Raw genomic sequence first — 22,273 nt, forward strand, 5'->3', positions numbered from 1 at the left:
TTATTTGCCTCCTGTACGCAGACGGGGATCCAGGAAGACGTAGAGCACGTCGGCCAGGAAGTTGAAGCTGAGCATGGTGATGGTCATGATGAGCAGCTGCCCCTGAATGAGCGGGTAGTCGCGCGCCAGAATGCCCTGATAGAGGGTCAGGCCCAGCCCCGGGTAGTTGAAGATCACCTCGGTGATGAGGGAGCCACCGATGACGAAGCCGAGCGCCATGGAGAGGGCGGTGACGCTGGGCAGAATGGCGTTGCGGGCGCCGTAGTTGAAGATCACCCGGTTGCTGGAGAGCCCCTTGGCCTTGGCCATGGTGATGTAATCCTCACCGAGCAGGTTGATCATGTTGTTGCGCATGGTGATGAGAAAGCCCCCCACCTGCACGATGGCCAGGGTCAGCACCGGCATGATGGCGTGGGTCATGATGCTCTTGATGTGCTCCCAGCCCCAGTCTGCCGGAATTTCCGGACTGTAGGCGTAGCCGATAGGCAGCCACTCGAGGCTGACCCCGAACAGGAACAGGGCGAGCAGGGAGACCACCACCGGCGGAATGGCCTGCATCACCAGGGTGAGCGGGGAGAGAATGCTGTCCATCCGGCCGCCGCGGTACCAGGCGGCGAAGATGCCGACGATGGAACCGATGGAGAAGCTCAGGATGGTGGAGGTGCCGACCAGAAACAGGGTCCAGCCGATGGCACGGCCCAGCACGTCAGAGACCTGCTGCGGGTAGAAGCGCACCGAGGTGCCGAGATCCCAGGTGAAGACACTCTTCACATAGGTGAGAAATTGGGTGCCGATGGGGCCGTCAACAAAACCGAAGGTGGCTTTGAGCGCTTCCAGGGCGGCGGGTTCCATCATGGCGCCAGCACGGGCAAACATAACAGATACGGGGTCGCCAGGCATGGCACGAGGTAACAGGAAGTTGATGGTGGCGGCTACCAGAAAGGCAACCAGGTAGAAGGAAAAGCGTCTCAGTATGAATCCCATGATGGTACCTTTTACTGCAAGCCTGCCCCGCGTCGGGTATAGCTACCCCAACCCCGGCAGAACCGGGCAAGAAGGGGATTAACGGGGAAGATGGCCCCCCGCAGGGGGCCGGGATTGTTTAGCTGTTTGGCTTGAGGGACAACACGTGCAGCAGACGCTCAGGGGTGTCCGGGTGGAGCTGAGGTTTGGCTACCGGATTATCAGCACTGAACCAGCCGTTGAAGCGCTTGGTGCTGTACTCATACCAGGTCGGGTTGTTGAAGACCGGAATGATGGTCTGGTTGGCACCAACACGATCCTGGATGGCGAACATGATCTCCTTCTGCTTGGCCGCATCGGCGGTCTGGGTGAAGTCATCGATCAGCTTGTCGAGCTCGGGATCCTTGTAACGCGGCGCGGCGAAGCGGTTGCCACGGTCACCCATGTTGCGTGAGTGGAACGCGGTCTCGAAGTACTTGTGCGGGTTGGCACCGGCAAAGTAGCCCTGCAGCGCCACATCAAAGTCGCCAGTGATGAGGTTCTCGGTCCAGACGGTCGCTTCCGGGGTAGCGGTCTTGGCGTTCAGGCCCAGTGCCTGCAGCCCTTCTACACCAATCTGTACTGTGTTGACCCAGTCGGTCCAGCCGTTCGGCACCAGTACCTTGAACTCGATCTTTTTGCAGCTCGGGGTGTCGAGGAACTTGTCGCCGTCACAATCCTTGTAGCCTGCCTCTTTCAGCAGTGCCTTGGCCCCTTCCAGATCGAACTTGTTGTACTTGCCGTACTTCTTGTCCACTTCCGGGTTGTTCCAGGAGTCAAAGGCTTTGCCCAGACCTGACGGGTACTCGTTGACGGTGGGGTAGCCGTAGCCCGCGATATCCACCATGGACTGGCGATCCATCGCCATGGAGAAGGCGCGACGGAAGTTGATGTCGTTGAAGGCTTCGTGGTTGCCCGGGTTCTTGGTCTGGAAGTTGACGTTGAACGCCACGGTACCGGAGGCCGGGAACCAGTATTTATTGTTCTTCGGATCGTTGCCGACGTAGAGGCGCTCGATATCCGGCACGAAGGAGCCGAACCAGTCGATGTCACCCTTCATGACCGCAGCCAGCACCTGGTCGTTGGTGGCCATCTGCGGCATGCGCAGACAGTCGATGGCGAGGTTGGCGTTATCCCAGTAATGCGGGTTGCGGCACTGGGTATAGAGCTGGGCGGAGAAGTTGTCCACTTCGGTGAAGGGGCCAGTACCGACCGGCTTGTCGTTGGTGAAGGCAACCGGATCTTTCACCGATTTCCACTGATGCTCCGGCACGATGGGTACCAGCACCAGATCATTCACCACGTTGGTGTTGACCTCGGTCAGGTCAAATTTGACCTTGTTGGGGGCCAGTTTCTCGACGCTCTTGATCTGGGTCCAGATTGAGCGCTCATCCAGCGCCTTGTTGGCCTTGACCAGATTGAAGGAGAAGATGATGTCATCGGCATCAAAGGCTTCGCCGTCAGACCACTTCACGCCGTCACGCAGATCGAAGGTGACGGATTTCAGGTCATCGCTGAACGCATAGTTGGTGGCCAGACGATAGACAGGTTTACCCCCTTGCATATCGTTGAAGATCACCAGCGGTTCATAGATGAAGTGACGGGTGGTGTGCAGCAGGCCCGCTTGCAGGAAGGGGTTGAAGTTCTTGACCCACGCAGTTTCCTGTTGTGCGACCATGGTCAGCACGGTTTTGTTTTCTGCAGCCATGGCGTTGCCGGCGGCGCCGGCGAGCATCATGGTGCCCAGCATTACAGCAGTAGAGATTTTGGATACTTTGGCAAGCATATGTTTTCCTTTCTTATTTTTTTGGCATTCCCGAGGGGTCGCCTTGTTTTGTGTGAGCACCGACTTCGCATGCTGATGAAATCGGCCCTCTGTGTTGGTCAGGTGTCTAACCTTTGTCATTCTGTTTTCCAACGTCCCTAGCAAACCAGAATTAACAGGAAAACAACAACTATTGATTTCGTCGTTTTCGTAAAAATTGACGGCGTCACGTCAATCTCGTCAAAATGCTTTTTTATCTGTTTAAAATCATTGGTTTGCGTTATTTGTTTTCGTGCAAAAAGTGGCTGTGAAAATGGCGTATATGACAAAATTGTGAATTGGATCGGCTCTCGATTTCGGGGTTGTGCGGGGCTTTGTTTTGCGCAAAAAGAAACCAGATTGCCAATTGTGATCCGGCGCCCGTTTAGGGCGCCGGGTCACGGCTTGCGGTTGGCGAGTTGACGCAGGGTCTGGGCGCTGTGTTGCAACTGCTGGCGCTGGTGGTCATTGAGCGGGCAGTGGCCCAGCACATACTCGGTAGTGGCCACCACCGTCTTCCAGCGCGGCGACTTGGGGAGGGTATCCAGACTCAGATACTTGTCGAGGGTGCGAGTCTGCGGGCTGGATCTGTCCATATAGACCCGCCACAGCTTGCTCTTCTCCGCCAGCACGATTTTGCCCTTGCCGGTGCCCTGCTGCCAGGCATCCAAGGTGAGCTGCATGGTCTCGACCAGCGCCCGGCGCAGCGGCTCGTCATCCTGCTGGCGAATAAGGTCATCGGCCAGCGAGCGGAACTCGCCGCCAAGGCGGCTCAGCTCGCCCAGCAGCTGCTCATCTTCGATGATGGCTTGCCGCGAGAGGTTCTTGAGGGCGTTCTCCAGCGCCATCACCCGGTTTTCGTCCTGACGCAGTTCGGTACTCAGGGTGAGGGCGAAAGCGGCCTGTCCTCCGAGCGCGATAGGCAGGGCACGAGCGTTGAGCACGTCCTTCTGCCCGGCCACCAGAAACTCCAGATTATGTTCCCGCTCGCTGGCTAGGTCGGGCCACTGCTGTTGCAGCGGGGTGGCGAGCCACTCATTGAGGGGTTGCCCCTCCATGGCTTCCGGCTCCTGTCCGAGCAGGCGCGCCATCACCCGCGAGGCAAACAGCACAGTGCCTTGCTCGTCGATGAAGATCATCGGGTCGGCCCCTTCGCCGAGCAGGGCCAGCAGCCGCTGTTGATCCTGATGCAGCCGATCCTGCAGGGTGAGGCGATGTTCGATCTCTTGTTTCAACAGCCGGTTTTCCACCAGAGAGGCGCGTCCGGCCTTGGCCTCCAGCAGTGCCTTGACCCGGGCAAACAGCTCCTCCTTGCAGAAGGGTTTGACCAGATAGTCGTTGGCACCGGCCCCGAAGCCCTCCTCGATATCCTTGGGCTGGTTGAGGGCGGTGAGGAGCAGCACCGGCAACATCTCTTTCGGGTGCTGCTGGCGCAGACGGCGGCAGACGTCAAAACCGGAGAGGGTCGGCATCATCACGTCCAGCAGGATGAGATCCACCGGCTCCTCGGCCAGCTTGGCCAGCGCATCGTGACCGTCGCTGCTGGGCAGGATGCGGTAGCCGCAGGGCTGCAGCAGATGGCGCAGGATGTGCAGATTGATGGGCTCATCATCCACCACCAGAATAAGCGGCGCATCCTCGGGGGGAGGGGGCAGATCGTCGCTCTCCCAGTCCGGCAGGATCAGCGGTTGCTGGCGCACCAGCTGATGCTCGATCTGGCGGCTGTCGAGGGTCAGATTGGCGGCTTTGCCGGTGGCAAGGGGCAGGGTAAAGGCGAAGGTGGAGCCAACGCTCGGCTCGCTCTCGACAAACAGCTCGCCCCCCATCAGGTGTACCAGCTGGCGGGTGATGGAGAGGCCAAGGCCCGCCCCCTGCTTGCTTACCTCCGGGCTCATCTGCACCAGCGGCTCGAAGATATGTTCCAGATGGTCGGGGGCGATGCCGATGCCGGTATCCGTGACCTTGATGCGCAGGAAGTTGTTCTCGACGATGGCACTGAGCACCACCTTGCCCTGCGGCGTGTATTTGATGGCGTTGCCCACCAGGTTATACAGCACCTGTTCGAGCCGCTGCTCGTCGGCCAGCACCGGCGGCAGTTCGGCCGGGCTGATATCCACCAGCGTGAGGGGTTTGGCCTGCACCAGATGCTGGCAGAGATCCAGCACCAGCCGGATCACCCCTTTGGATGAGACGGGCTGTGGATGGATCTCCAGCTGGCCGTAGCGCATCTGGTGGTAGTCGAGCAGATCGTCCACCAGACGGGCCAGGCCGTCGGCACTCTTGATGATGAGGCCGAGCTGCTTTTGCTGCCCTTCGGTCAAATCCTGCTGGCTGGCAAGCATGGATTCGGCCATCCCCTTGATGCCGTGAATGGGGGTGCGCAGCTCGTGGGAGGTGTTGGCCAGCAGTTCATCCTTGAGCTTGTCCGCCTGTTGCAGGCTGAGGTTCTGCTTGTGGGTCAGCTTGACCTGCTGTTGCAGCTCCTGAGTCTGCTGCTCGATCAGTTCGATTTTGTCCTTCACCGAGCGCTGCATATGGCGAAACGCCTCGGCCAGCCGGTCGATATCATCGCCGGTGCGCTCGATGGCGATGGGGTGATCCAGCGCGCCGTCGGCCACCTGCTCGGCCGCTTCGGTAAGCGATCGCAGCGGCGCCGTGATGGAGTGGGAGAGCCAGCGGGAGAAGAGGATCAGCAGCAGTACCGAGCCCGCCCCCAGCACAATCACCAGGGTTTCCAGCTGGCGGATCGGGGCATAGGCTTCCCGGGTGGAAATCTCGGCGATAAAGGCCCACTCGGTGTCGAACACCTTCACCTGGGTGTAGGCGGCCAGCACCTCGTCATCCTGATAGGAGTAGAACAGCCCGACCCCCTGCTCGCCGGAGAGGGTCTTGGTGATGAGGGGCGTTTGCAGCGGCCGGAAGTTGGGGCTGAAGCTGTTCTCGACGCTGAACTCCGGCGCCAGCCAGGCATCGGCGCGCATCCGCTTGTCAGGGCCGATCAGGATGGTTTCGCCGGTCTCGCCCAGTCCCTCCCGCTCCGCCATGATCTGGTTGAGCTTGTCCGGCAGCAGCTCGAAAATCACCACCCCGCGCACATAGTCATACTGCATCACGGGCGCCGCCATGTAGGCGACCACCTGCCCGGTCAGCTCGTTGCGGCCAAAATCGGTGAACTCGAAGATCTGCTGCGGCTTCTGGCCACCATCGAGGCGGCGTTTGATCTTGGCGAAAGTCTGGCCCAAGCCGCTGCCCTGATAGGGGCCGGAGAGCAGATTGGTGGCAAAGTTAGGATGTTTGGTGACCGAATAGACCACATCACCGTTGAGGTCCACCAGAAAGATGTCGCTGTAGTTGGACTTGCGCACCATGTCGGCATAGCCGCGATGAAAGCGCTGGTGCACCCGGCCATACATCTCGTCGGCGAGGATCAGGGCACTGATGGAGGGCTCGATCTCCACCTGGCTGTCCGGTTTGCGCAGTTGATCCCAGGTGCCGGGCAGATAACGGGCCTGGGCGCGGCTGCGGGCCTCCTGCGGCGTGGTGCCTAGTTTCTCGAAGGCACCGGTAAAGCCATAGAAACGGCCGATACTGTTGCCGGCGAAATCCTGCTGGGAGAAGTTGATGATCTGCTCTTTGAGGTTGTTGAAGTAATCCTCGAGCTGACTCTTCTTGATATTACGGACGGAGACCAGATGGTTGGAGGTCTGGGTGGTGAGATCCTTGCCGTGGCTGTAGAGGAAGAAGAGGGTGATGACCAAAAATGGCACCATCCCCAACATGAAAAAAGCCAGCATTAGCTGCGGCCTGAGTCCACGAAGCTTGAAGATCCATTTCATCTTGTGATTTTCAATTGAGAATCCGGTTATTAAGCCGCTCAAGTCTCGAACGAAAGCGTAATCATTTCAACGACTTTATCCCAAATTCGCTTGGTGGGTCACAGCGGGATGGAGAAAATTGCAGCAAGCCGTCTAAACCCTGAGCAAACAGTCTGCGTCAGGGCTTAAATTGCGAAAAAGGGGTTGTGCTGGCGCTCGTGGTACGTATAATGCGCCTCGTTGTCAGGCAACTGGCACGAAAAAAGCAGTAACGCGGGAATAGCTCAGTTGGTAGAGCACGACCTTGCCAAGGTCGGGGTCGCGAGTTCGAGTCTCGTTTCCCGCTCCAAATTTCCATCGCACCAACGATGGAACTCACTTTCAAGACAATCAGTCTTGTCAGCATGGCGCGTTAGCAAAGCGGTTATGCAGCGGATTGCAAATCCGTTTAGTCCGGTTCGACTCCGGAACGTGCCTCCATCTTCTCTCTGTTTTCCCTGAATCATCACTCTTCTAGCCGTGAACCTTGGTCAGTATCCTTGCTGAACCAGTAACTGTTCGCAACCAGCCTGTTTCCATTCGCGCTCGAGATAGTGGCTCACATCCGCCATGTTTTGCCCCCGATATTGAAATTGCAGCTCGGCGCTCTGGTGTCCGAGATCCGCCATCCGTTGTTTCAGGGTGCCGCATTGCCACAGGCTGACGGTGGGTACACCCCGTTCGGCCAGCACGATGGCATCGTCCCTGTTCAACTGCCACTCCTCCAGTTGTGCCCGTGTCAGGGCAATCATCAGCACCAGCAGTGCTACTTCCGACAGTTTCATGCGTGTCTCCCTACAGCATGTTTTTCCCCTGATAACTGTGGCAAAGCGCACGATTTTCGCAAGTTTGTTAACTGTTGGTTAATGACGTAACCCGTTTTCAGTATTTCCCGTTTTTCGCCATTTTTTTATAAAAAAATGGGTTGGTGATGTAGTAATCCTACATGGAGTGGAGTAATCTTTGCTCAGTGGTCTTACCAGTAAGGAGTTACATCATGTTTCATCCCTTTTCCCTGACTCAGATTATTCTTCGTCGCATTTATGTATTGCTGGTGGGCATTCTGGCGTTCCCCGTGATGCTGTTTCGCAGCGATCGTGCCCGTTTCTACAGCTATCTGCACCGGATCTGGAACAAAACCAGCACCAAACCGGTTTGGCTCAAAATGAGCGAGCGTGGCGAGCGGATCTTCTACTAATCCGCAATTTGATTTCGATGAAAAAGACAGCTTCGGCTGTCTTTTTTTATATGTTTAAAAACATATAGTTAACTATGTGCTCTGCTATTATCCGCATTCCGGTTACATGGTCGGCGTCGATGGTTCCTGTGCCGTGCAGATTTGCCGAGCAGGCCCACTTCCGTTTGGCCCCTCTCTCAATGTGCTCTGTGATGCAAGGAGATGCGATGATCATTCGTCAGGCCCGAGCCGTAGATATTCCCGCGCTGGTGGCGCTGCGCATGCAGCTGTTCTGCGAGGTGGGTGAGCTGGCGAGCCCGCAGGCCGATCCTGCCCTGTGGCAGGCGACGGTTGACTACTTTACCCGGGCGATGAGTGAAGAGGGGGGTTTATCCTGGCTGGCCGAGGTCGATAAGCAGGAGGGCGGCAAGCAGATCGTAGCGGCGGGAACGCTGGCGCTGTTTGTGCGGCCACCCTATCCCGGCAATCTGGCGGGGGTGGAAGGGTATCTGCTCAACATGTATACGCTGCCGCAATGGCGCCGGCAGGGGATCGCCACGGCGCTGCTCGACGCCATTACCGCCTGTGCCAGAGCGCGTCAGCTCGGCAAGGTGTGGCTCCATGCCAGCGATGAGGGGCGCCCTCTCTATGAGCGGATCGGGTTTGTCACCAATCCTGCCTCGCTGGAGTGGCAACCGGGGGCAGGATAAGGGGACAACCCCGTTCTGGTGAGTCCCGGCCGGTCCGTTTGATTTACCGCAATAAATATGGCGTCAGATGGGAGCGCGATGACGCGGCCAACTATGCTGATGGAGCTCGCCACCATTATCTTATTGATCCACTGTGTGGTTTGGCCATGGTGGGGGCCAGTCTGGAGGATACGTTTCGATGTTCAATAGCAAACTGAAAGCCGAGTTGCAGCAGTGTCAGGAGCAACTTCTGGCACAGCAGGGATTTTTCGACGCCGTGCACGGCAGCGTGGCGACCATCACCTTTACCCCGGATGGCACAGTGCTGGCCGCCAATGATCTCTTTCTCAATGTGGTGGGTTTCAGTGCGCCCGAGGTCGTGGGCCATCATCACCGGATGTTTTGTGACCCGCAGTATGCCCAGAGCAGCGCCTATCAGCAGTTTTGGGCCGATTTGAAACAGGGGCGCTCCCGTACCGGGGTGTTCCAGCGCTTCAACAAACGGGGCGAGGCGATCTGGCTGGAGGCGACCTACTTTCCCGTCAAGTTGCGGGGTGTGGTGACCAAGGTGATCAAGATTGCCGCCGACATTACCGAGCACCATCTGCAACTGCTCAGCCAGCAGGCGCTGGTGACGGCGCTGGACCGCTCGATGGCGATGATTGAATTTACCCCAAGCGGAGAGGTCGTTACCGCCAATGGCAACTTCCTCCATACCATGGGCTATACCCTGGCGCAGGTGCAGGGCAAGCATCACCGTATCTTCTGCGATGATCAGTTTTATCGTGAACAGCCCCACTTCTGGGAGGAGCTGGGCCGTGGCCAGTACAAGTCCGGCCTCTTCTGTCGCCAGAACAGTCACGGCGGCACGGTGTGGCTGGAGGCGACCTACAACCCGATCCTCGACGAGCATCGCAAGGTGGTGAAGGTGATCAAGTTCGCCAGTGACATCACCGAGCGGATCAACAAGAGCGATGCGGTGCGCGAAGCGGCCATGCTGGCCCACGGTGCTGCGCGGGAGACCCTGAGCTGTGCCGAGCGCGGGGCAGGTTTGCTCGCCTCGGTGGTCGACACCTCCAGCCTGATTGCCAGCCAGCTCACCCACAGCATTGGCCTGATCAACCAGCTGAACGAGCAGTCGCGCAACATCGAGGCGATCGTCTCCACCATCAGCAGCATCGCCGATCAGACCAACCTGCTGGCCCTCAACGCGGCCATCGAGGCGGCGCGGGCGGGGGATCAGGGGCGCGGCTTTGCGGTGGTGGCCGACGAGGTTCGCCAGCTGGCGGCCCGCACCTCCCTCTCTACCGACGAGATTGCCAAGGTGGTGCAGAACAACCGCGAGCTGACCGCCAGGGTCACCTCCGAGATGTCCGACGTCGCCAGCAGCGCCGAGCTGGGCAAACAGCAGGTGGGCGAGGTGAACGAGGTGATGAGCGAGATCCGGCGGGAAGCCAACAACGTCTCCAGCACCGTCTCGGATCTGGCGATCTGAGCCCCCGGACGTTCTGCCATGCCGGGGCATTGACTCATCTTTGAGCAGTCAGTGCCCCAATCTGAACCCCTCCTGTATCGTTCCGCCATTGTGAATTGTTCTGGTTTGACCTCTTGATTAGGCTTGCCGCCTCATTCATTTCAGAGCAGGAACAGAACAAGATGGCATTACAACAGAAGGGGCGGGCAATGGCCCTGCTGGTTATGGTCGCGAGCATGGGTCTGGGCGGCTGTATGGGGCAGATGGGGCTTTCCGGCATGGTCACCAAGGGCAACCTGAGCGTGGTGGATAACCGCTACGGTCGTGCCGGGGTCTTTATGCTGCTTGCACCAGTCTACGGTCTGGCAGCGACCGCTGACCTGTTCGTCTTCAATACCATCGAGTTCTGGTCTGGCAAAAACCCCATTACCGGCAAATCCCCGGCCGTGGTGGACATGAAGGCCAATCCGGTGATCAAGGTGAACCAGCATCTGGATCCGGCCCTCAAGAAGGTGCCGCTGGCCATGCTGCCACAAGGGGTGCGCGAGGTGGAGATCAGCTACCCGAACGAGCGTACCGCCCAGATGGAAGTGCACTATCTGGATGGTCGCAGCAGCATGATGCGCGGCGAGAAGCGCGGCGAGCTGATGGATATCTACTTCGACGGCAAGTTTGTCTCTACCCTGACCCGGTCAGAGCTGGAGCAGATGAGCGCGAACGCCAGCGCCGCAGCCTGATCATCACGGCTCATACCGACAAACAACGCCCCGCAACTGCGGGGCGTTTTGCATTGGGCCTAGTCGGGCTGCTTGCGATGGGGCGGGGTGAGGATCAGCCCCAATAGGCGGCGCAGGTGGGTGAGCTGCTCGGTCAGCTGCACGTTGAGCCAGAGGTAGCCATTGATGGCCGCCTCGGTGTTGGGGGGCAGCGACACCTGCGTCGCTACCTCGTGCAGGCGGGCGATGGCGGCATCCGCGCCACGCCCGTCACCGGTTTGCATCATCAGGGCAAGCTGGTTGATCGCCTCCTCGGTGGCCAGATGGCAGGCTTGCAGCGCAGCCGTGCTCTGCATCAGGAAGTGGCTCTCCCGATCGTTCCAGTAGGTGTTGGCCAGCATCTCAAGAGTGCAGAGGGTGTTGCGCATGGTGACCTGCACCGCATCAAACAGGGCGACGCTGTGGCGCGTCTCCTTGGCCGCGGGGGCCAGCAGGGCCCGCAGTTTGCCGGTCTGTGCCAGCAACTGGGAGAGATTGTGCTTGAGGCGCGGGCGCTCCAACACATTGGGGGAGAGGTGGGTGTGATAGAGCCGCCCCGACTGTTGCAGGATCTGGTGCAGTTGCAGCCGCCAGTGGCTATAGGCCCGCTGGGGATAGATGCTGCAAAAGAGCAGCGCCAGCAGGGAGCCCAGTATCACATCGGCACTGCGCCACAGCGCTGTCTCTATGTCTCCCGGCATGGCCCCCATGGTGACCCCCAGGGTGATACCGATCAGTAGCCCCACATAGGGGCGTTTGCCGAGGGCCAGATAGCCGCAAAGGAACATGATGCACCCGCACCAGATCAGGGTGAGCGGCAGGGAGTAGATCTCCAGATAAAGCGCCACCACCCCGCAACTGGCGCCGAAGATGGTGCCCACCACCCGCTGCAGGGCGCGGGAGAGCACATTGCCCCAGAACGAGATGGGGCCCATCACCACCACCAGGGTGATCAGCGGCCAGGTGCTCTCCGGCAGTTTCAGCTCGCGGGTCAGCAGAAAGGTGAGCATAAAGGCGAGCGCAATGCGCAGGCCATGGACGATCCGGTAGCGGCCATAGACCAGCAGATCGAGTCGGGAGAGGGGGGCATCAAGACGCACAGTGAGCCTCGTATCAGGTTGCTGACAGGGCGCCTACATCCGGCCGACGCCCCGTCGGGATTCAGGCCAGTCGTCCCTGCAATGGGTGGATCCAGACCCGCTCGCCAACGGCGATCCCGGGTTGGTCCGGTACGATTTCAATCAGGCAGTTGGCATCGCTCATGGAGCTCAGAATACCGGAGCCCTGTGGCCCTGTGGTGCGCACCCGCAGCTGGCCGTTACGGTCCTGATGGAAGATGCCGCGCAGAAACTCGGTGCGCCCCGGGCGGCTCTTCATCTTCTCGTCTGCCAGCGCCGACAGGCGCAGCGGCTGCCACAGCTTGCCCTGCAAGCGGGCGATGGCGGGCTCGACAAACTGCAGCACGCAGATCATCGCCGCCACCGGATTGCCCGGCAGGCCGAAGAAGGGGGTCTGCCCCAGCTTGCCAAAGGCGAGCGGGCGTCCCGGCCGCATCTGGATGCGCCAGAAATCGATCTGGCCGAGTTCAGCCAGCACCAGCTTGATAAAGTCGGCGTTGCCCACCGAGACCCCGCCCGAGCTCAACACCAGATCGGCGCTGGCGGCGGCCTGCTCCAGCTGCTGGCGCAGGATGGTCTTGTCATCGGGAATGATGCCAAGGTCCATCACCTCGCAACCGGCGGCGCGGATCAGGGCCATCAGGGTGAAGCGGTTGCTGTCGAAGATATGGCCGGGGGCGAGCTGTTCGCCCGGCGCCTGCACCTCGTCACCGGTACTGAACAGTGCCACTTTTAGTGGAGTGCGCACGCTAAGCGATGCCTGACCGAGCGATGCTGCCAGTCCCAGCTGGGGGGCACCAAGATACGTACCTGCCGGAATGGCGACCGCCCCCTTGGCGAGATCTTCCCCGGCGAGGCGCACATTTTGCCCCGCCCGGACTGGGGCGGTGACGGTGACCCACTCACCTTCAATCAGCGTCTCTTCGCGCATTACCACGGTATCCACACCGGGGGGCAGCGGGGCGCCAGTCATGATCTGCACCGCCTGACCGGCCAGCACCGGCTCGTGGCGCTGTTGGCCTGCCAGCACTTCCCCCACCAGTTGCCAGCGACCAGCGGCGAGATCGTCGCTGCGAAGGCCAATGCCATCCATCGCCGAGTTGGCGTGGGGCGGCACATTGATGGGGCTTATCAGATCGGCGGCCAGCACAGCGCCGTGGCACTGGGCCAGCAGCTTGTCCGAGCAGGCGTTGCTCGGGGTGAGGGCTGCCAGAATGGCGTTGCGGGCCGCCTCGACCGAGAGAAAGCCCTTGCCCGCCTCCGGCTCCTTGGTCTGACAGCCGTCAAGCCAGCTACAGACGAAGTCGGCGATGGCCGCCAGATCGTTGATATCGAGGCGGGGCAGGCTTGTCTGCTGTTGTTCGCCACTCTGTTGGTGCTGATCGCTGGCCAGGGCGATGATGTCGCCGTCTTCGGGGAAAAGCAGTGGCTTGCCAATTTCGGCGCGGTGCAGCTCGATTTTCGGGAAGTGTTCGTGCTTGAACCCCTCTACCAGCAGCAGATCGAGCTCTGTTTGATCAAAGCTTGCCAGCAGCTGGCGAAAGTCAGCTTCGGCCAGCTCTGTCTCGCCGTGCGTTGTTTCAGTAATGCGAGCGTGGCGACGGCGGGAAGCCACCATCATCTGCTGGGCACCCGCCTTGCGCAGGCGATAGCTGTCCTTGCCCGGCTGGTCGATGTCAAAGTCGTGGTGGGCATGCTTGAGCACCCCGATGCGCAGGCCGCGATCCACCAGCAGGGGGATCAACTGCTCCAGCAAGGTGGTCTTGCCGGTGCCGCTCCAGGCGGCGAAGCCGAGCAGGGGAAGAGTGGGGGCCGGGGTCATGAGGTGACTCCTTGTTGGGGGTCGATAGCCGGGGCAAGCAGACGGGCCTCGTAGGCGGCCAGCTCGTCCGGGCTGTTGAGATTGATAAAGGCATCCGGCTGATCGGCAAAGCTCACCACCGCCATATTGTGGCGGGCAAACCAGATATCGATTTTGCGCTCACCCTCTGCCAGCGCGGCGGTGAGGGAGGGGAGCAGGGATTTGTGCAGCAGGGCCACCACGGGTTGCAGCCAGTCGCCGTCGTGGGCCACTACCAGCTCGGTATCCGGGGTCAGGGCGGCGCGAAAGCGGCTCATCAGATCCAGCGGCAGGGCGGGGCCATCGCAGGGGACAAACAGCACCCAGTCGTGACGGGCGGCGGCAAGGCCTGCCTGCATGCCCGCCAGCGGGCCGAGATAGTCGTTGTTGTCATCGCTGATGACCGGGGCCAGCGCCTGATAGCGGGCCTGACTGCGGTTGGCGTTGATCAGTACCTCATCCGCCTGGGGGCGCAGGCGCGCCAAAACGTGGTCGATAAGAGGGCGTCCCGCCAGTGCTACCCATCCCTTGTCTTCGCCCCCCATCCGGGTGGCGCGGCCTCCTGCCAGGATCACGGCCGATACGGGAAAAAGCCTAGAGGGAGATTCGCTTCTTGAAGTCATGTCGCTCGATGATTTTTAAAGGGGTCGTCTCTTGCAGCTGGCCACGGGCGAGGGTCCATTGCCGCTCGCACAGGTCGGTCAGGGCGTTGCTCTGGTGGCTGATGACGACCAGGCCGCTGCCATGTTCCCGCAGATCTTGCGCCAATGCGGCCATCAGGGCAACCGAATGTGTGTCCAGATTGGCGGTGGGCTCATCCATCAGCAGAAAGGCCGGTTGCAGCGCCCAGGCTCGCGCCATCGCCAGCCGTTGCCGTTCGCCACCGGACAAAATGCTGATGTGCTCCCGCGCCAGACCCTCCAGCTCGACCCGGCGCAGCGCCTCGAACACCCGGATCTCGCTGCCGAGCTGTTTATCGAGCGCCCAGGCCACGTTGTCGTGCACGGTGCGATCGAACAGATAGGGAGTCTGGTGCAGATAGGTGACCCGGCCCGGCCCCAGATCCCGCTTGAGCAGCCGGTTGAGCCGTTGTTGCCAGCGCCCCGGCAGATTGGTGTGGCCACGGGTGGGGGCGAGCAGCCCCGCCAGGATCTTGAGCAGGGTGGTCTTGCCCACCCCGTTGGCTCCATGCAGCCAGATGGCATCCCCCGGTGCGATGGCGAGCCGGTCAATCTCGAACAACTGGCGCTCGCCAAAGCGCATGGTGAGTTGCTGGGCGGTCAGGGCCATGGGGTACTCCTGTTGATACACAGTGGGGGCATGGTCAGTTCTTCAAATAGCTGTGGCCACGACAGGCCGTCAGCAGCAGGTTGAGCAACAGGGCGAGGGTGAGCAGCACAATACCGAGTGCAACCCCCTGGGTGAAGGCCCCTTTCTGGGTCTCCAGCGCGATGGCGGTGGGGATATTGCGGGTGAAATGCAGGATATTGCCCCCCACCATCATGGAGCAACCCACCTCGGTAACGATGCGGCTAAAGGCGCCGATGATGGCGGCCAGCAGGCCAAAGCGGCACTCGTGCATCAGGCCGATCAGCGCCTTGGGCCAGGAGACCCCCAGCGTCAGGGCGGTCTCCCAGGCGCGGCGGTCACTCTGGACAAACGCCGCGTGGGCCATGGTGGCGATCACCGGAAAGGCGATCAGCATCTGCCCCACCACCATCGCCTGCTGGGTAAAGAGCAGCTTCCAGTCGCCAAAGGGGCCGGCCCGTGACAGCAGCATGTAGAGCAAGAGGCCAATCACCACTGTCGGCACCGATTGCAGGGTATTGATGCAGGAGAGCCAGAGCCAGCGGCCGGGCAGCGGCAGATAGGCCAGGGCAAAGCCCAGCAGCAAGGCGGGCAGCAGCACCAGCAGCAGCGCGATGCAGGAGACGGAGAAGGATACCCCCACCACCTGCCACAGTTCGGTGTCACCACTGAACAGCAGGGCGAGGGCCGCTAATGTCGTGTCGAGCAGGGTCGGCATCAGGCACCTTCCTCAGCGAACCGGGGGAGGGCCATCAAGGTCATCGCAGGAGTCAGCGTTGCCATTATTTCCCGTTGGCATCTGCCACAAACAGCGCCTGACCTGCCACCTTGAAGTCGCCGATCAGCTTCTGGCCATGGTCGGAGACCAGCCAGTTTTTCAGGGTGCGCGCCCCTTCGGTGTTGAGGTCCGGGTAGCGCTTGGGGTTGACCAGGATCACCTGATAGGGGTTGAACAGGCGCTTGTCACCCTCCAGCAGCACGGCGAGATCCAGCTTGCTCTGATAGGCGAGCCAGGTGCCGCGGTCAGTCAGGGTGTAGGCACCGAGCTCCGAGGCCATGGTCAGGGTCGGCCCCATCCCCTGGCCGATGGATTTGTACCCGGCAAACTCGGGTTTGACGTCAGCGGCTTGCCACAGGGTCTTCTCCTTGATGTGGGTACCGGACTCGTCACCGCGGGAGATAAAGGTCTGGCCTTGCTCCTTGATGGCCTGCAGCCCCTTGGCGGCATCATGCAGCTTGCCAAGACCCGCCGGGTCTTTCGCCGGGCCGACGATGATGAAGTCGTTGTACATCAGGTGTACCGGCTCGATGCCAAAGCCCGCCTCGACAAACTTCTTCTCGGCAGAGGGGGCGTGGGTCATCACCAGATCCGCGTCGCCATTTTCGCCCATCTTCAGGCTCTGGCCGGTGCCGGCCGCCATCACCTGCACCGGATAACCGGTCTCCTTGGTGAACTGGGGCAGCAGCCAGCCCAGCAGACCGGACTGCTCGGTGCTGGTAGTGGTGGCGAGGCGGATTGGCGCTTTTGTGGCATTAGTATCCGCTTCGGCGTGGGCGGCCCCGGCGATCAGCAGGCTGGCCGCGAGGGAGAGGGCAAAACGTTTGAGGTTGGTTTTAATCGTCATCTTGATGCAACTTTTCATGAACGATGAGAGGAGGGCAAGAGTAAGCAAGCAAGGTGCCAAACTGTACCTTTGTCGCTGCATTCACGGTTTGCCGTTTAAAAACAGAAGCTTATTAAAATCAATTAGGTGAGCTTGTTATCGCTTTTAATAATTGGTGTTGGTGCTTTTGATACGGTAAGGACAAAATGTCCCACTAAGGTTCCGGTTATCGGGACATTCTCCGACCTTACGTGCATCCGAGGTACTTTTTTCATGACTGCACCTGCCAGCCGCTGGTCTGCCCTCTCCCTGCTCATCGTTGACGATGAGCCCGGCATGCGCAGCTTTCTGGCCAAGGCGCTGGCCAAGCGCTTCGCCCAGATTGAGACTGCCGCCAGCGTGGAGGAGGCGGAAGCCCTGCGCTGCCGCCTTCACTTCGACCTGATCATCGCCGACATCCGGCTGCCGGGGCGCTCCGGCATCGAGTGGCACGAAGCCATCGACCCCGCCACCCGCCGCAGCGACATCATCTTTATGACCGGTTTTGGCGATATGGAGACGGCCCTCAAGGCGCTGCGCCTCGGTGCCAGCGACTTTATCCTCAAGCCCTTCAATCTCGATCAGATGGTACAGGCGGTGGACAGAGTCATCGAGCGCCGCCAGATGGAGCGGGAGAACCTGCTGCTGCGCCGGGAGGTGAGCAAGCTGTTCCCGCCCACCCTGATTGGCGACAGTGCCAAGACCCGCGAGCTCAAGACCCTCATCGCCCGGGTTGCCCCCTCCAACGCCGCCGTGCTGGTGGAGGGGGAGTCCGGCACCGGCAAGGAGCTGGTGGCCCGCGCCCTGCATCAACTCTCCGGCCGGATGGGGGCCTTTGTGCCGCTCAACTGCGCCGCCATCGCGCCCGAGCTGCTCGAAAGCGAGCTGTTCGGTCACGTACAGGGGGCCTTTACCGGCGCCCGCAAGGGACGTGACGGCCTGTTTCGGGTCGCCCATCAGGGGACGCTATTCCTCGACGAGATCGGCGAGATGCCGCTGGCCATGCAATCGTCCCTGCTGCGGGCGCTGGAGCAGAAGGCCATCCGCCCGGTGGGTGCCGAGCGCGAGCTGGCGGTGGATGTGCGCATCGTCGCCGCCACCAACCGCAACCTCAAGGCCGAGGTGGAGGCGGGCCGCTTTCGCGAAGACCTCTTCTATCGCCTCAACGTGGTGGCGCTGCCGGTGGCCCCGCTGCGGGATCGGATCGATGACATCCCCGCGCTGGTACACCACTTCACCCGCCAGCTCACCGCCGAGATGGGGATGGGCTCGTTGAGCTGGACCCACGAGGATGTGGTGGCGATGCAGGCTTACCCCTGGCCCGGCAACGTGCGCGAGCTGCGCAACCTTATCGAGCGCTGCCTGCTGCTGGGCAAGCCCCCGGCGGATTACTGGCAGAGCAGCAAGCCGGCCGAACCGGGCACGAGCGAGGAGGGTTATCCGCTGGCGTGGCCGCTGGCCGAGGTGGAAAAAGCCCACATCCTGCAAGTGGTGGCGAGCCATGATGGCAACAAGTCGGCCGCCTCCCGGGTGCTCGGGGTGGCGCGCAAGACACTGGATCGCAAATTCAAGGAGTGGGCCATCGAATGAGGAAGGCTGATCGGATGGGGTGGCGATGAAACTGACCCTGCTCTCCCGCTGCATGCGCGCCCTGTTGCCCCGTTGCGTTCGCACCAAAGTGCGCTGGCGCCTGCTGCTGCTCACCTCGGTACCCATCATGCTCACCCTGGTGGGCATGATTGCGCTCACCCTCTACTGGACCCTCACCTACAGCTGGCAGAACCTGCTCACCACGGTGCGCAGCGATCTCGGGGTGGCCCACCACGCCATCACGGTGCAGCAGCAGCGCCAGACCGAGCATCTCGAGCATCTGCGCGATGCCTGGGCCTTTCAGCTGCGGCTGCGGGAATCGCCGGATCAGCTGCATGACTGGGTGATGCCGCTGGCAGCCAACTATGGTCTCGATTTTCTGCGCTTGCGCCGTGGCCCCGAGCTGGATCAGCTGACGGCGCAGGAGCGCGCCGCCCTCACGGCCGGGCGCAGCGTCAGCCACTTTGTGGTCTGGTCACAGCAGGAGATGCTCACCCTCTCCCCGCAACTGGCCAAGCGGGCTGTTCTGTGGCAGCGGGATGGCACCAGGGTGGTGGAGAACAGGGGATTGATCAGCCTGTCACTGACCCCTGTGATGGGCCGCGACGGCTCGCTTTGGGCCGTGCTGGAGGGGGGCGAGCTTGTCAACGGCAGCACTCGGCTGGTAGATGAGCTCAAGGGTCAGGTGTTTGCCAAAAATACCCTGCCGGATGGCAGCGTCGGCACCGTCACCCTGTTTCTCGACGATCTGCGGGTGAGCACCAATGTGCCTGTCAGCAGCAGCCGTCAGGTGGGCCGGGCGGTGGGTACCCGGGTCTCGCCGCCGGTGCGCGAGCAGGTGCTGGGGCGGGGGGAGATGTGGGTTGACCGCGCCTTCGTCCACGATGCCTGGTATGTCTCGGGTTACGAGCCGCTGCTGGGAGCCAGGGGCGAGCGGCTCGGCATGCTCTATGTGGGCTTTCTCGAGTGGCCCATTATCCGCACCTACCTCACCAATCTGGTGGAGCTGGGCTCGGGCGTAGTGCTGCTGTTGCTGCTCTCCGGCCTGCTGGTCTATCGCGGCGCGCGGGATCTCTTCTCCCCCATCGAGCGGATGCACAAGGTGGTGCGGCAGGTGCAGGCCGGGGAGTCGGCTCGCATCGGCCCGCTGGCCCTCGACCCTGACCACGAGCTGGCCCAACTCGGTCGCCAGTTTGACGCCATGCTGGACAGACAAGAAGCGCATCAGCAGCAGATGGCCCGCAGTGCCGATGAGCTGGAGCAGAAGGTGGCCGAGCGTACCCAAAGCCTCGAGCTCAAGACCGCCGAGCTGGAAGATCATATCCATATGCTGACCGAGGCGCGCCAGCAGCTGCTCATCAGCGAGAAGCTGGCGGCCCTCGGCGAGCTCTCCGCCGGGGTGGCCCACGAGATCAACAACCCGCTGGCGGTGATCCTCGGCAATGTGGAGCTGATGAAGCTGGAGCTGGGGGAAGCGGCCGAGCCGGTCAGCGAGGAGCTGGCACTGGTGCTGGCCCAGATCGAGCGCATTCGTGCCATCACCCGCAGCCTGCTGCAATATTCACGCCCCGGCGACTACGAGACGGCGCCGGTGTGGCAGCACCTCAACCCCATCATTGAGGAGAGCCTGACCCTGGTGCGCTCCGCCCTGCGCCAGCAGCAGGTGGAGCTGGTGGCCGATCTCAGGGCCCAGCAGCCCATCGAGGCGGATCGTCAGCAGCTGCTACAGGTGCTGATAAACCTGCTGGTCAACGCCAGCCACGCGCTGGGGGAGCAGGGGGAGATCCGGGTCGAGAGCCGCGACTGGGTCGATGAACTGGATCAGCTGCGCGGGGCCGAGGTGCAGGTGATCGACAACGGCAGCGGCATCGAGGCGGCCATTATCGACAAGATCTTCGACCCCTTCTTCACCACCCGCGCCACCGGCACCGGTCTGGGGCTGGCCCTGAGCCACCGCATCATCAACCGCTGGGGTGGGGAGCTGTTGGTGGACTCCACCCCGGGGCAGGGGAGCTGCTTTACCGTGCGGCTGCGCAGCCACGCCCTGCTGCCCAGCGGCAGCGAGCCCGCGAAACTGGAAGGGTGGCGCATTGCGCTCAATGCCGAGGGGCGTGAGACAAGCGATTGATGCTGTTATAAAAAGGCCCGTGATAAAAACAGCCCGTCAACATGGTTGGCGGGCTGTTCTGTCTGTGGGTGAGTGGTTATTTACTGCGGGCTCCATACCAGCTTGCCGCTCTGGGTCAGGTCATAGCCGCCGAGGCGAGCCGCCAGCTCGCGCCCCTCGGGGGATTGCAGCCAGCCGATCAGCTGTTGCAGCAGGGTGCGAAAGAAGACCCCCTGTGGCATCACCAGATCGAAGCACTCCTGTGACAGCGGCATAAAGCCGAGGCCAAACTCGGTGGCGGTGCTCTGGGCGCCGGGCCCGACGTCCGCATCGCCACGGCTGATGGCGGCGGCCAGCTCCCGCTCGCTGTTGACCTCGAGGGTGCGCTCCAGCCGGGTCAGCGACTCTCCTTGCGTTTGCAGCCACTCCTGCAGGGCGCGCTGGCTGCCGGCCCCCTCCTGACGCATGGCCCAGCGCAAGTCGAGCGCCTCTTTCGCCTCTTTGGGTTGCAGCCCTTGGCGCAGCACCAGCCCCTGCACCCGCCTGAATCCATGAACGATCACCCATTGCCGGTGGCCCTGATACTGCTGCACCAGCGCCGGGTGGCGCAGGTGCGCCTCTTCGGCCTGCCCCCAGTGAATGGCGCACAGATCCACATGGCCGCGCGCCAGCATCGCCAGCCCCTGACGGGTGCCGCACGGGGTGTAGCCCACCAGTGCCTGGGTGCCGAGCTGCTGGGCCAAGCGGCTGCTGGCGTAGTGCAGCAGCACGTCGTCCGAGCCTGCCAGCAGCAGCCGGTCGTTCATCACCCCCTCGTGGCAACTGCCGAGCAGCCAGCGGTCGAGCAGGGAGCGGGGAAACAGCCACTTTCCGGTCGCCTTGGTGGCGGGGATGCGCGCCTCGTTGGCGAGCTGGTAGACCTTCTTCTCGTTGAGATCGAGGTATTCCGCCACCTGCTTCACGTTCATAAACTCGTTCATGGCTTAGTCCCGCATCCCGCGACCGGCCGGACTGGGCGCCAGCACCGGCGGCTTCTCGTCCAGCACCATATGGTCGTGACCGCTAAATACCTCGAAGTGGCGCCCCTTGGCACGGGCAATCATGGTGATGCCGAGCTGGCGGGCGAGATCCAGCCCCATCTGGGTGACACCGGAGCGCGACAGCAGCACCGGAATCCCCATCTGCGCCACTTTGATCACCATCTCCGAGGTGAGCCGCCCGGTGGTGTAGAAGATCTTGTCGTGGCCGGTCTCGCCGCGCATCCACAGCTCGCCTGCCAGCGTATCCACCGCATTGTGGCGCCCCACATCCTCGACAAAGGAGAGGATCTCCGCGCCGCGACAGATGGCGCAGCCATGGACGGCACCGGCCATCTTGTAGGTTTCGTTATGGGCCGACAGCGCCTTGAGCAGGGCGTAGAGGGTGCTCTGTTTAAGCTCGGGCGCCGCCAAGACCACCCCTTCGAGCTTCTTCATCACGCTGCCATACATGGTGCCCTGACCGCAGCCGGAGGTGACCGTCTTCTTCTCCAGCGCCTTGTCGAGATCGGCTGCCTGCTGGCTGCTCACCACGGCGGCGGCCTCGCTCTCCCAGTCGACAATCACCGACTCGATGGCCGAGATATCCTCGATAAAGCCCTGATTTTTCAGATAACCCAGCACCAGCGCCTCGGGGCGGGCCCCCAGCGTCATCAGGGTCACTATCTCCTTCCAGTTGAGGTAGACCGTCAGTGGCCGTTCACAGGCGATTTGGCGGGTATTCATTGTGCCCTGTTCATCCATCACCTCGACGGCCATGGTGAGCTGGGCGGCAGCATTGCTTTTGATAAAGGTCGGTGTCATGGGCCCCTCGCGACCGGTTGCCGGGATCTAAGGGGAGGGATACAGCAAGTTTTGTTCCAGATTAATGAGAC

At 61.5% G+C, this 22,273-nt stretch carries 18 protein-coding genes and 2 tRNA genes; 8 read left to right on the forward strand and 12 right to left on the reverse strand.

Going from position 1 to position 22,273, the window contains the following annotated elements:
- From BN1115_RS20770 to BN1115_RS20780, 3 genes are all read right to left on the reverse strand, one after another.
- The gene (locus BN1115_RS20770) at positions 1–984 is read right to left on the reverse strand and encodes an ABC transporter permease (protein WP_033135896.1); all 984 of its coding nucleotides are present in this window, start codon (positions 982–984) and stop codon (positions 1–3) included.
- Positions 985–1,102: 118 nt separating this feature from the next.
- Complete coding sequence (locus BN1115_RS20775; protein ID WP_042061376.1) at positions 1,103–2,788, reverse strand: ABC transporter substrate-binding protein; 1,686 nt, start codon at positions 2,786–2,788, stop codon at positions 1,103–1,105.
- A 416-nt stretch (positions 2,789–3,204) separates the two neighbouring features.
- On the reverse strand, positions 3,205–6,642 hold the full coding sequence (locus tag BN1115_RS20780) for an ATP-binding protein (RefSeq protein WP_042658672.1): 3,438 nt from the start codon (positions 6,640–6,642) through the stop codon (positions 3,205–3,207).
- Between the two features lie 252 nt (positions 6,643–6,894).
- Here BN1115_RS20780 and BN1115_RS20785 point away from each other — a divergent pair.
- Together BN1115_RS20785 and BN1115_RS20790 are read left to right on the forward strand one after the other, a co-directional pair.
- Positions 6,895–6,970, forward strand: a tRNA-Gly gene (locus tag BN1115_RS20785).
- A 57-nt stretch (positions 6,971–7,027) separates the two neighbouring features.
- Positions 7,028–7,101, forward strand: a tRNA-Cys gene (locus BN1115_RS20790).
- 50 nt (positions 7,102–7,151) lie between these two features.
- Here BN1115_RS20790 and BN1115_RS20795 read toward each other — a convergent pair.
- Positions 7,152–7,445 carry a hypothetical protein gene (locus BN1115_RS20795; RefSeq protein WP_042658673.1) on the reverse strand — a complete coding sequence of 98 codons (294 nt, stop codon included), beginning with the start codon at positions 7,443–7,445 and terminating at the stop codon, positions 7,152–7,154.
- Between the two features lie 212 nt (positions 7,446–7,657).
- Here BN1115_RS20795 and BN1115_RS20800 point away from each other — a divergent pair, with 212 nt between their 5' ends.
- The 4 genes from BN1115_RS20800 to BN1115_RS20815 all read left to right on the forward strand — a co-directional run bounded on the left by BN1115_RS20800 (position 7,658) and on the right by BN1115_RS20815 (position 10,737).
- Positions 7,658–7,858 carry a YbfA family protein gene (locus BN1115_RS20800; protein ID WP_005334863.1) on the forward strand — a complete coding sequence of 67 codons (201 nt, stop codon included), beginning with the start codon at positions 7,658–7,660 and terminating at the stop codon, positions 7,856–7,858.
- A gap of 206 nt (positions 7,859–8,064) precedes the next feature.
- Positions 8,065–8,547, forward strand: coding sequence for a GNAT family N-acetyltransferase (locus tag BN1115_RS20805; RefSeq protein ID WP_042658674.1), 483 nt, complete (start codon positions 8,065–8,067; stop codon positions 8,545–8,547).
- A gap of 178 nt (positions 8,548–8,725) precedes the next feature.
- Entirely contained in the window at positions 8,726–10,021 is a 1,296-nt protein-coding gene (locus tag BN1115_RS20810) for a methyl-accepting chemotaxis protein (protein ID WP_042658675.1), read from the forward strand.
- Positions 10,022–10,182: 161 nt separating this feature from the next.
- Positions 10,183–10,737, forward strand: coding sequence for a DUF3332 domain-containing protein (locus tag BN1115_RS20815; RefSeq protein ID WP_042061387.1), 555 nt, complete (start codon positions 10,183–10,185; stop codon positions 10,735–10,737).
- 59 nt (positions 10,738–10,796) lie between these two features.
- Here the strand turns inward: BN1115_RS20815 and BN1115_RS20820 are convergent, their stop codons facing one another.
- From BN1115_RS20820 to BN1115_RS20845, 6 genes are all read right to left on the reverse strand, one after another.
- Complete coding sequence (locus BN1115_RS20820; protein WP_021229852.1) at positions 10,797–11,855, reverse strand: FUSC family protein; 1,059 nt, start codon at positions 11,853–11,855, stop codon at positions 10,797–10,799.
- A 61-nt stretch (positions 11,856–11,916) separates the two neighbouring features.
- Positions 11,917–13,695, reverse strand: coding sequence for a bifunctional molybdopterin-guanine dinucleotide biosynthesis adaptor protein MobB/molybdopterin molybdotransferase MoeA (locus tag BN1115_RS20825; RefSeq protein WP_042658676.1), 1,779 nt, complete (start codon positions 13,693–13,695; stop codon positions 11,917–11,919).
- Positions 13,692–14,336 carry a molybdenum cofactor guanylyltransferase MobA gene (gene mobA, locus BN1115_RS20830; RefSeq protein WP_042658677.1) on the reverse strand — a complete coding sequence of 215 codons (645 nt, stop codon included), beginning with the start codon at positions 14,334–14,336 and terminating at the stop codon, positions 13,692–13,694. Before mobA ends, BN1115_RS20825 begins: the two co-directional genes overlap by 4 nt.
- Entirely contained in the window at positions 14,308–15,003 is a 696-nt protein-coding gene (locus BN1115_RS20835) for an energy-coupling factor ABC transporter ATP-binding protein (RefSeq protein ID WP_042658678.1), read from the reverse strand. Before BN1115_RS20835 ends, mobA begins: the two co-directional genes overlap by 29 nt.
- A gap of 34 nt (positions 15,004–15,037) precedes the next feature.
- On the reverse strand, positions 15,038–15,739 hold the full coding sequence (locus BN1115_RS20840) for an ABC transporter permease (RefSeq protein ID WP_005347674.1): 702 nt from the start codon (positions 15,737–15,739) through the stop codon (positions 15,038–15,040).
- 64 nt (positions 15,740–15,803) lie between these two features.
- Positions 15,804–16,646, reverse strand: a complete 843-nt coding sequence (locus BN1115_RS20845) for an ABC transporter substrate-binding protein (RefSeq protein WP_042658679.1) — start codon at positions 16,644–16,646, stop codon at positions 15,804–15,806.
- A gap of 252 nt (positions 16,647–16,898) precedes the next feature.
- Between BN1115_RS20845 and BN1115_RS20850 the strand changes: the two genes are divergently transcribed.
- Positions 16,899–18,254, forward strand: coding sequence for a sigma-54-dependent transcriptional regulator (locus tag BN1115_RS20850; RefSeq protein WP_042658680.1), 1,356 nt, complete (start codon positions 16,899–16,901; stop codon positions 18,252–18,254).
- A 25-nt stretch (positions 18,255–18,279) separates the two neighbouring features.
- Positions 18,280–20,382 carry a sensor histidine kinase gene (locus BN1115_RS20855; RefSeq protein WP_082034913.1) on the forward strand — a complete coding sequence of 701 codons (2,103 nt, stop codon included), beginning with the start codon at positions 18,280–18,282 and terminating at the stop codon, positions 20,380–20,382.
- Positions 20,383–20,462: 80 nt separating this feature from the next.
- On the opposite strand, the gene BN1115_RS20860 is transcribed toward BN1115_RS20855, so the two are convergent.
- Together BN1115_RS20860 and BN1115_RS20865 are read right to left on the reverse strand one after the other, a co-directional pair.
- On the reverse strand, positions 20,463–21,329 hold the full coding sequence (locus tag BN1115_RS20860) for a helix-turn-helix transcriptional regulator (RefSeq protein WP_082034914.1): 867 nt from the start codon (positions 21,327–21,329) through the stop codon (positions 20,463–20,465).
- Positions 21,330–21,344: 15 nt separating this feature from the next.
- The gene (locus tag BN1115_RS20865) at positions 21,345–22,202 is read right to left on the reverse strand and encodes a formate dehydrogenase accessory sulfurtransferase FdhD (protein ID WP_042658682.1); all 858 of its coding nucleotides are present in this window, start codon (positions 22,200–22,202) and stop codon (positions 21,345–21,347) included.
- Positions 22,203–22,273 lie beyond the last annotated feature (71 nt).

This window comes from Aeromonas allosaccharophila, assembly GCF_000819685.1.
Classification (GTDB): domain Bacteria; phylum Pseudomonadota; class Gammaproteobacteria; order Enterobacterales; family Aeromonadaceae; genus Aeromonas; species Aeromonas allosaccharophila.

Excerpts from the sequence above, each read along its gene's own strand:
- BN1115_RS20770 (WP_033135896.1), bottom strand. The coding sequence starts at position 984 with ATGGGATTCATACTGAGACGCTTTTCCTTCTACCTGGTTGCCTTTCTG.
- BN1115_RS20775 (WP_042061376.1), bottom strand. The coding sequence starts at position 2,788 with ATGCTTGCCAAAGTATCCAAAATCTCTACTGCTGTAATGCTGGGCACC.
- BN1115_RS20780 (WP_042658672.1), bottom strand. The coding sequence starts at position 6,642 with ATGAAATGGATCTTCAAGCTTCGTGGACTCAGGCCGCAGCTAATGCTG.
- BN1115_RS20795 (WP_042658673.1), bottom strand. The coding sequence starts at position 7,445 with ATGAAACTGTCGGAAGTAGCACTGCTGGTGCTGATGATTGCCCTGACA.
- BN1115_RS20800 (WP_005334863.1), top strand. The coding sequence starts at position 7,658 with ATGTTTCATCCCTTTTCCCTGACTCAGATTATTCTTCGTCGCATTTAT.
- BN1115_RS20805 (WP_042658674.1), top strand. The coding sequence starts at position 8,065 with ATGATCATTCGTCAGGCCCGAGCCGTAGATATTCCCGCGCTGGTGGCG.
- BN1115_RS20810 (WP_042658675.1), top strand. The coding sequence starts at position 8,726 with ATGTTCAATAGCAAACTGAAAGCCGAGTTGCAGCAGTGTCAGGAGCAA.
- BN1115_RS20815 (WP_042061387.1), top strand. The coding sequence starts at position 10,183 with ATGGCATTACAACAGAAGGGGCGGGCAATGGCCCTGCTGGTTATGGTC.
- BN1115_RS20825 (WP_042658676.1), bottom strand. The coding sequence starts at position 13,695 with ATGACCCCGGCCCCCACTCTTCCCCTGCTCGGCTTCGCCGCCTGGAGC.
- mobA (WP_042658677.1), bottom strand. The coding sequence starts at position 14,336 with ATGACTTCAAGAAGCGAATCTCCCTCTAGGCTTTTTCCCGTATCGGCC.
- BN1115_RS20835 (WP_042658678.1), bottom strand. The coding sequence starts at position 15,003 with ATGGCCCTGACCGCCCAGCAACTCACCATGCGCTTTGGCGAGCGCCAG.
- BN1115_RS20840 (WP_005347674.1), bottom strand. The coding sequence starts at position 15,739 with ATGCCGACCCTGCTCGACACGACATTAGCGGCCCTCGCCCTGCTGTTC.
- BN1115_RS20845 (WP_042658679.1), bottom strand. The coding sequence starts at position 16,646 with ATGACGATTAAAACCAACCTCAAACGTTTTGCCCTCTCCCTCGCGGCC.
- BN1115_RS20850 (WP_042658680.1), top strand. The coding sequence starts at position 16,899 with ATGACTGCACCTGCCAGCCGCTGGTCTGCCCTCTCCCTGCTCATCGTT.
- BN1115_RS20855 (WP_082034913.1), top strand. The coding sequence starts at position 18,280 with ATGAAACTGACCCTGCTCTCCCGCTGCATGCGCGCCCTGTTGCCCCGT.
- BN1115_RS20860 (WP_082034914.1), bottom strand. The coding sequence starts at position 21,329 with ATGAACGTGAAGCAGGTGGCGGAATACCTCGATCTCAACGAGAAGAAG.
- BN1115_RS20865 (WP_042658682.1), bottom strand. The coding sequence starts at position 22,202 with ATGACACCGACCTTTATCAAAAGCAATGCTGCCGCCCAGCTCACCATG.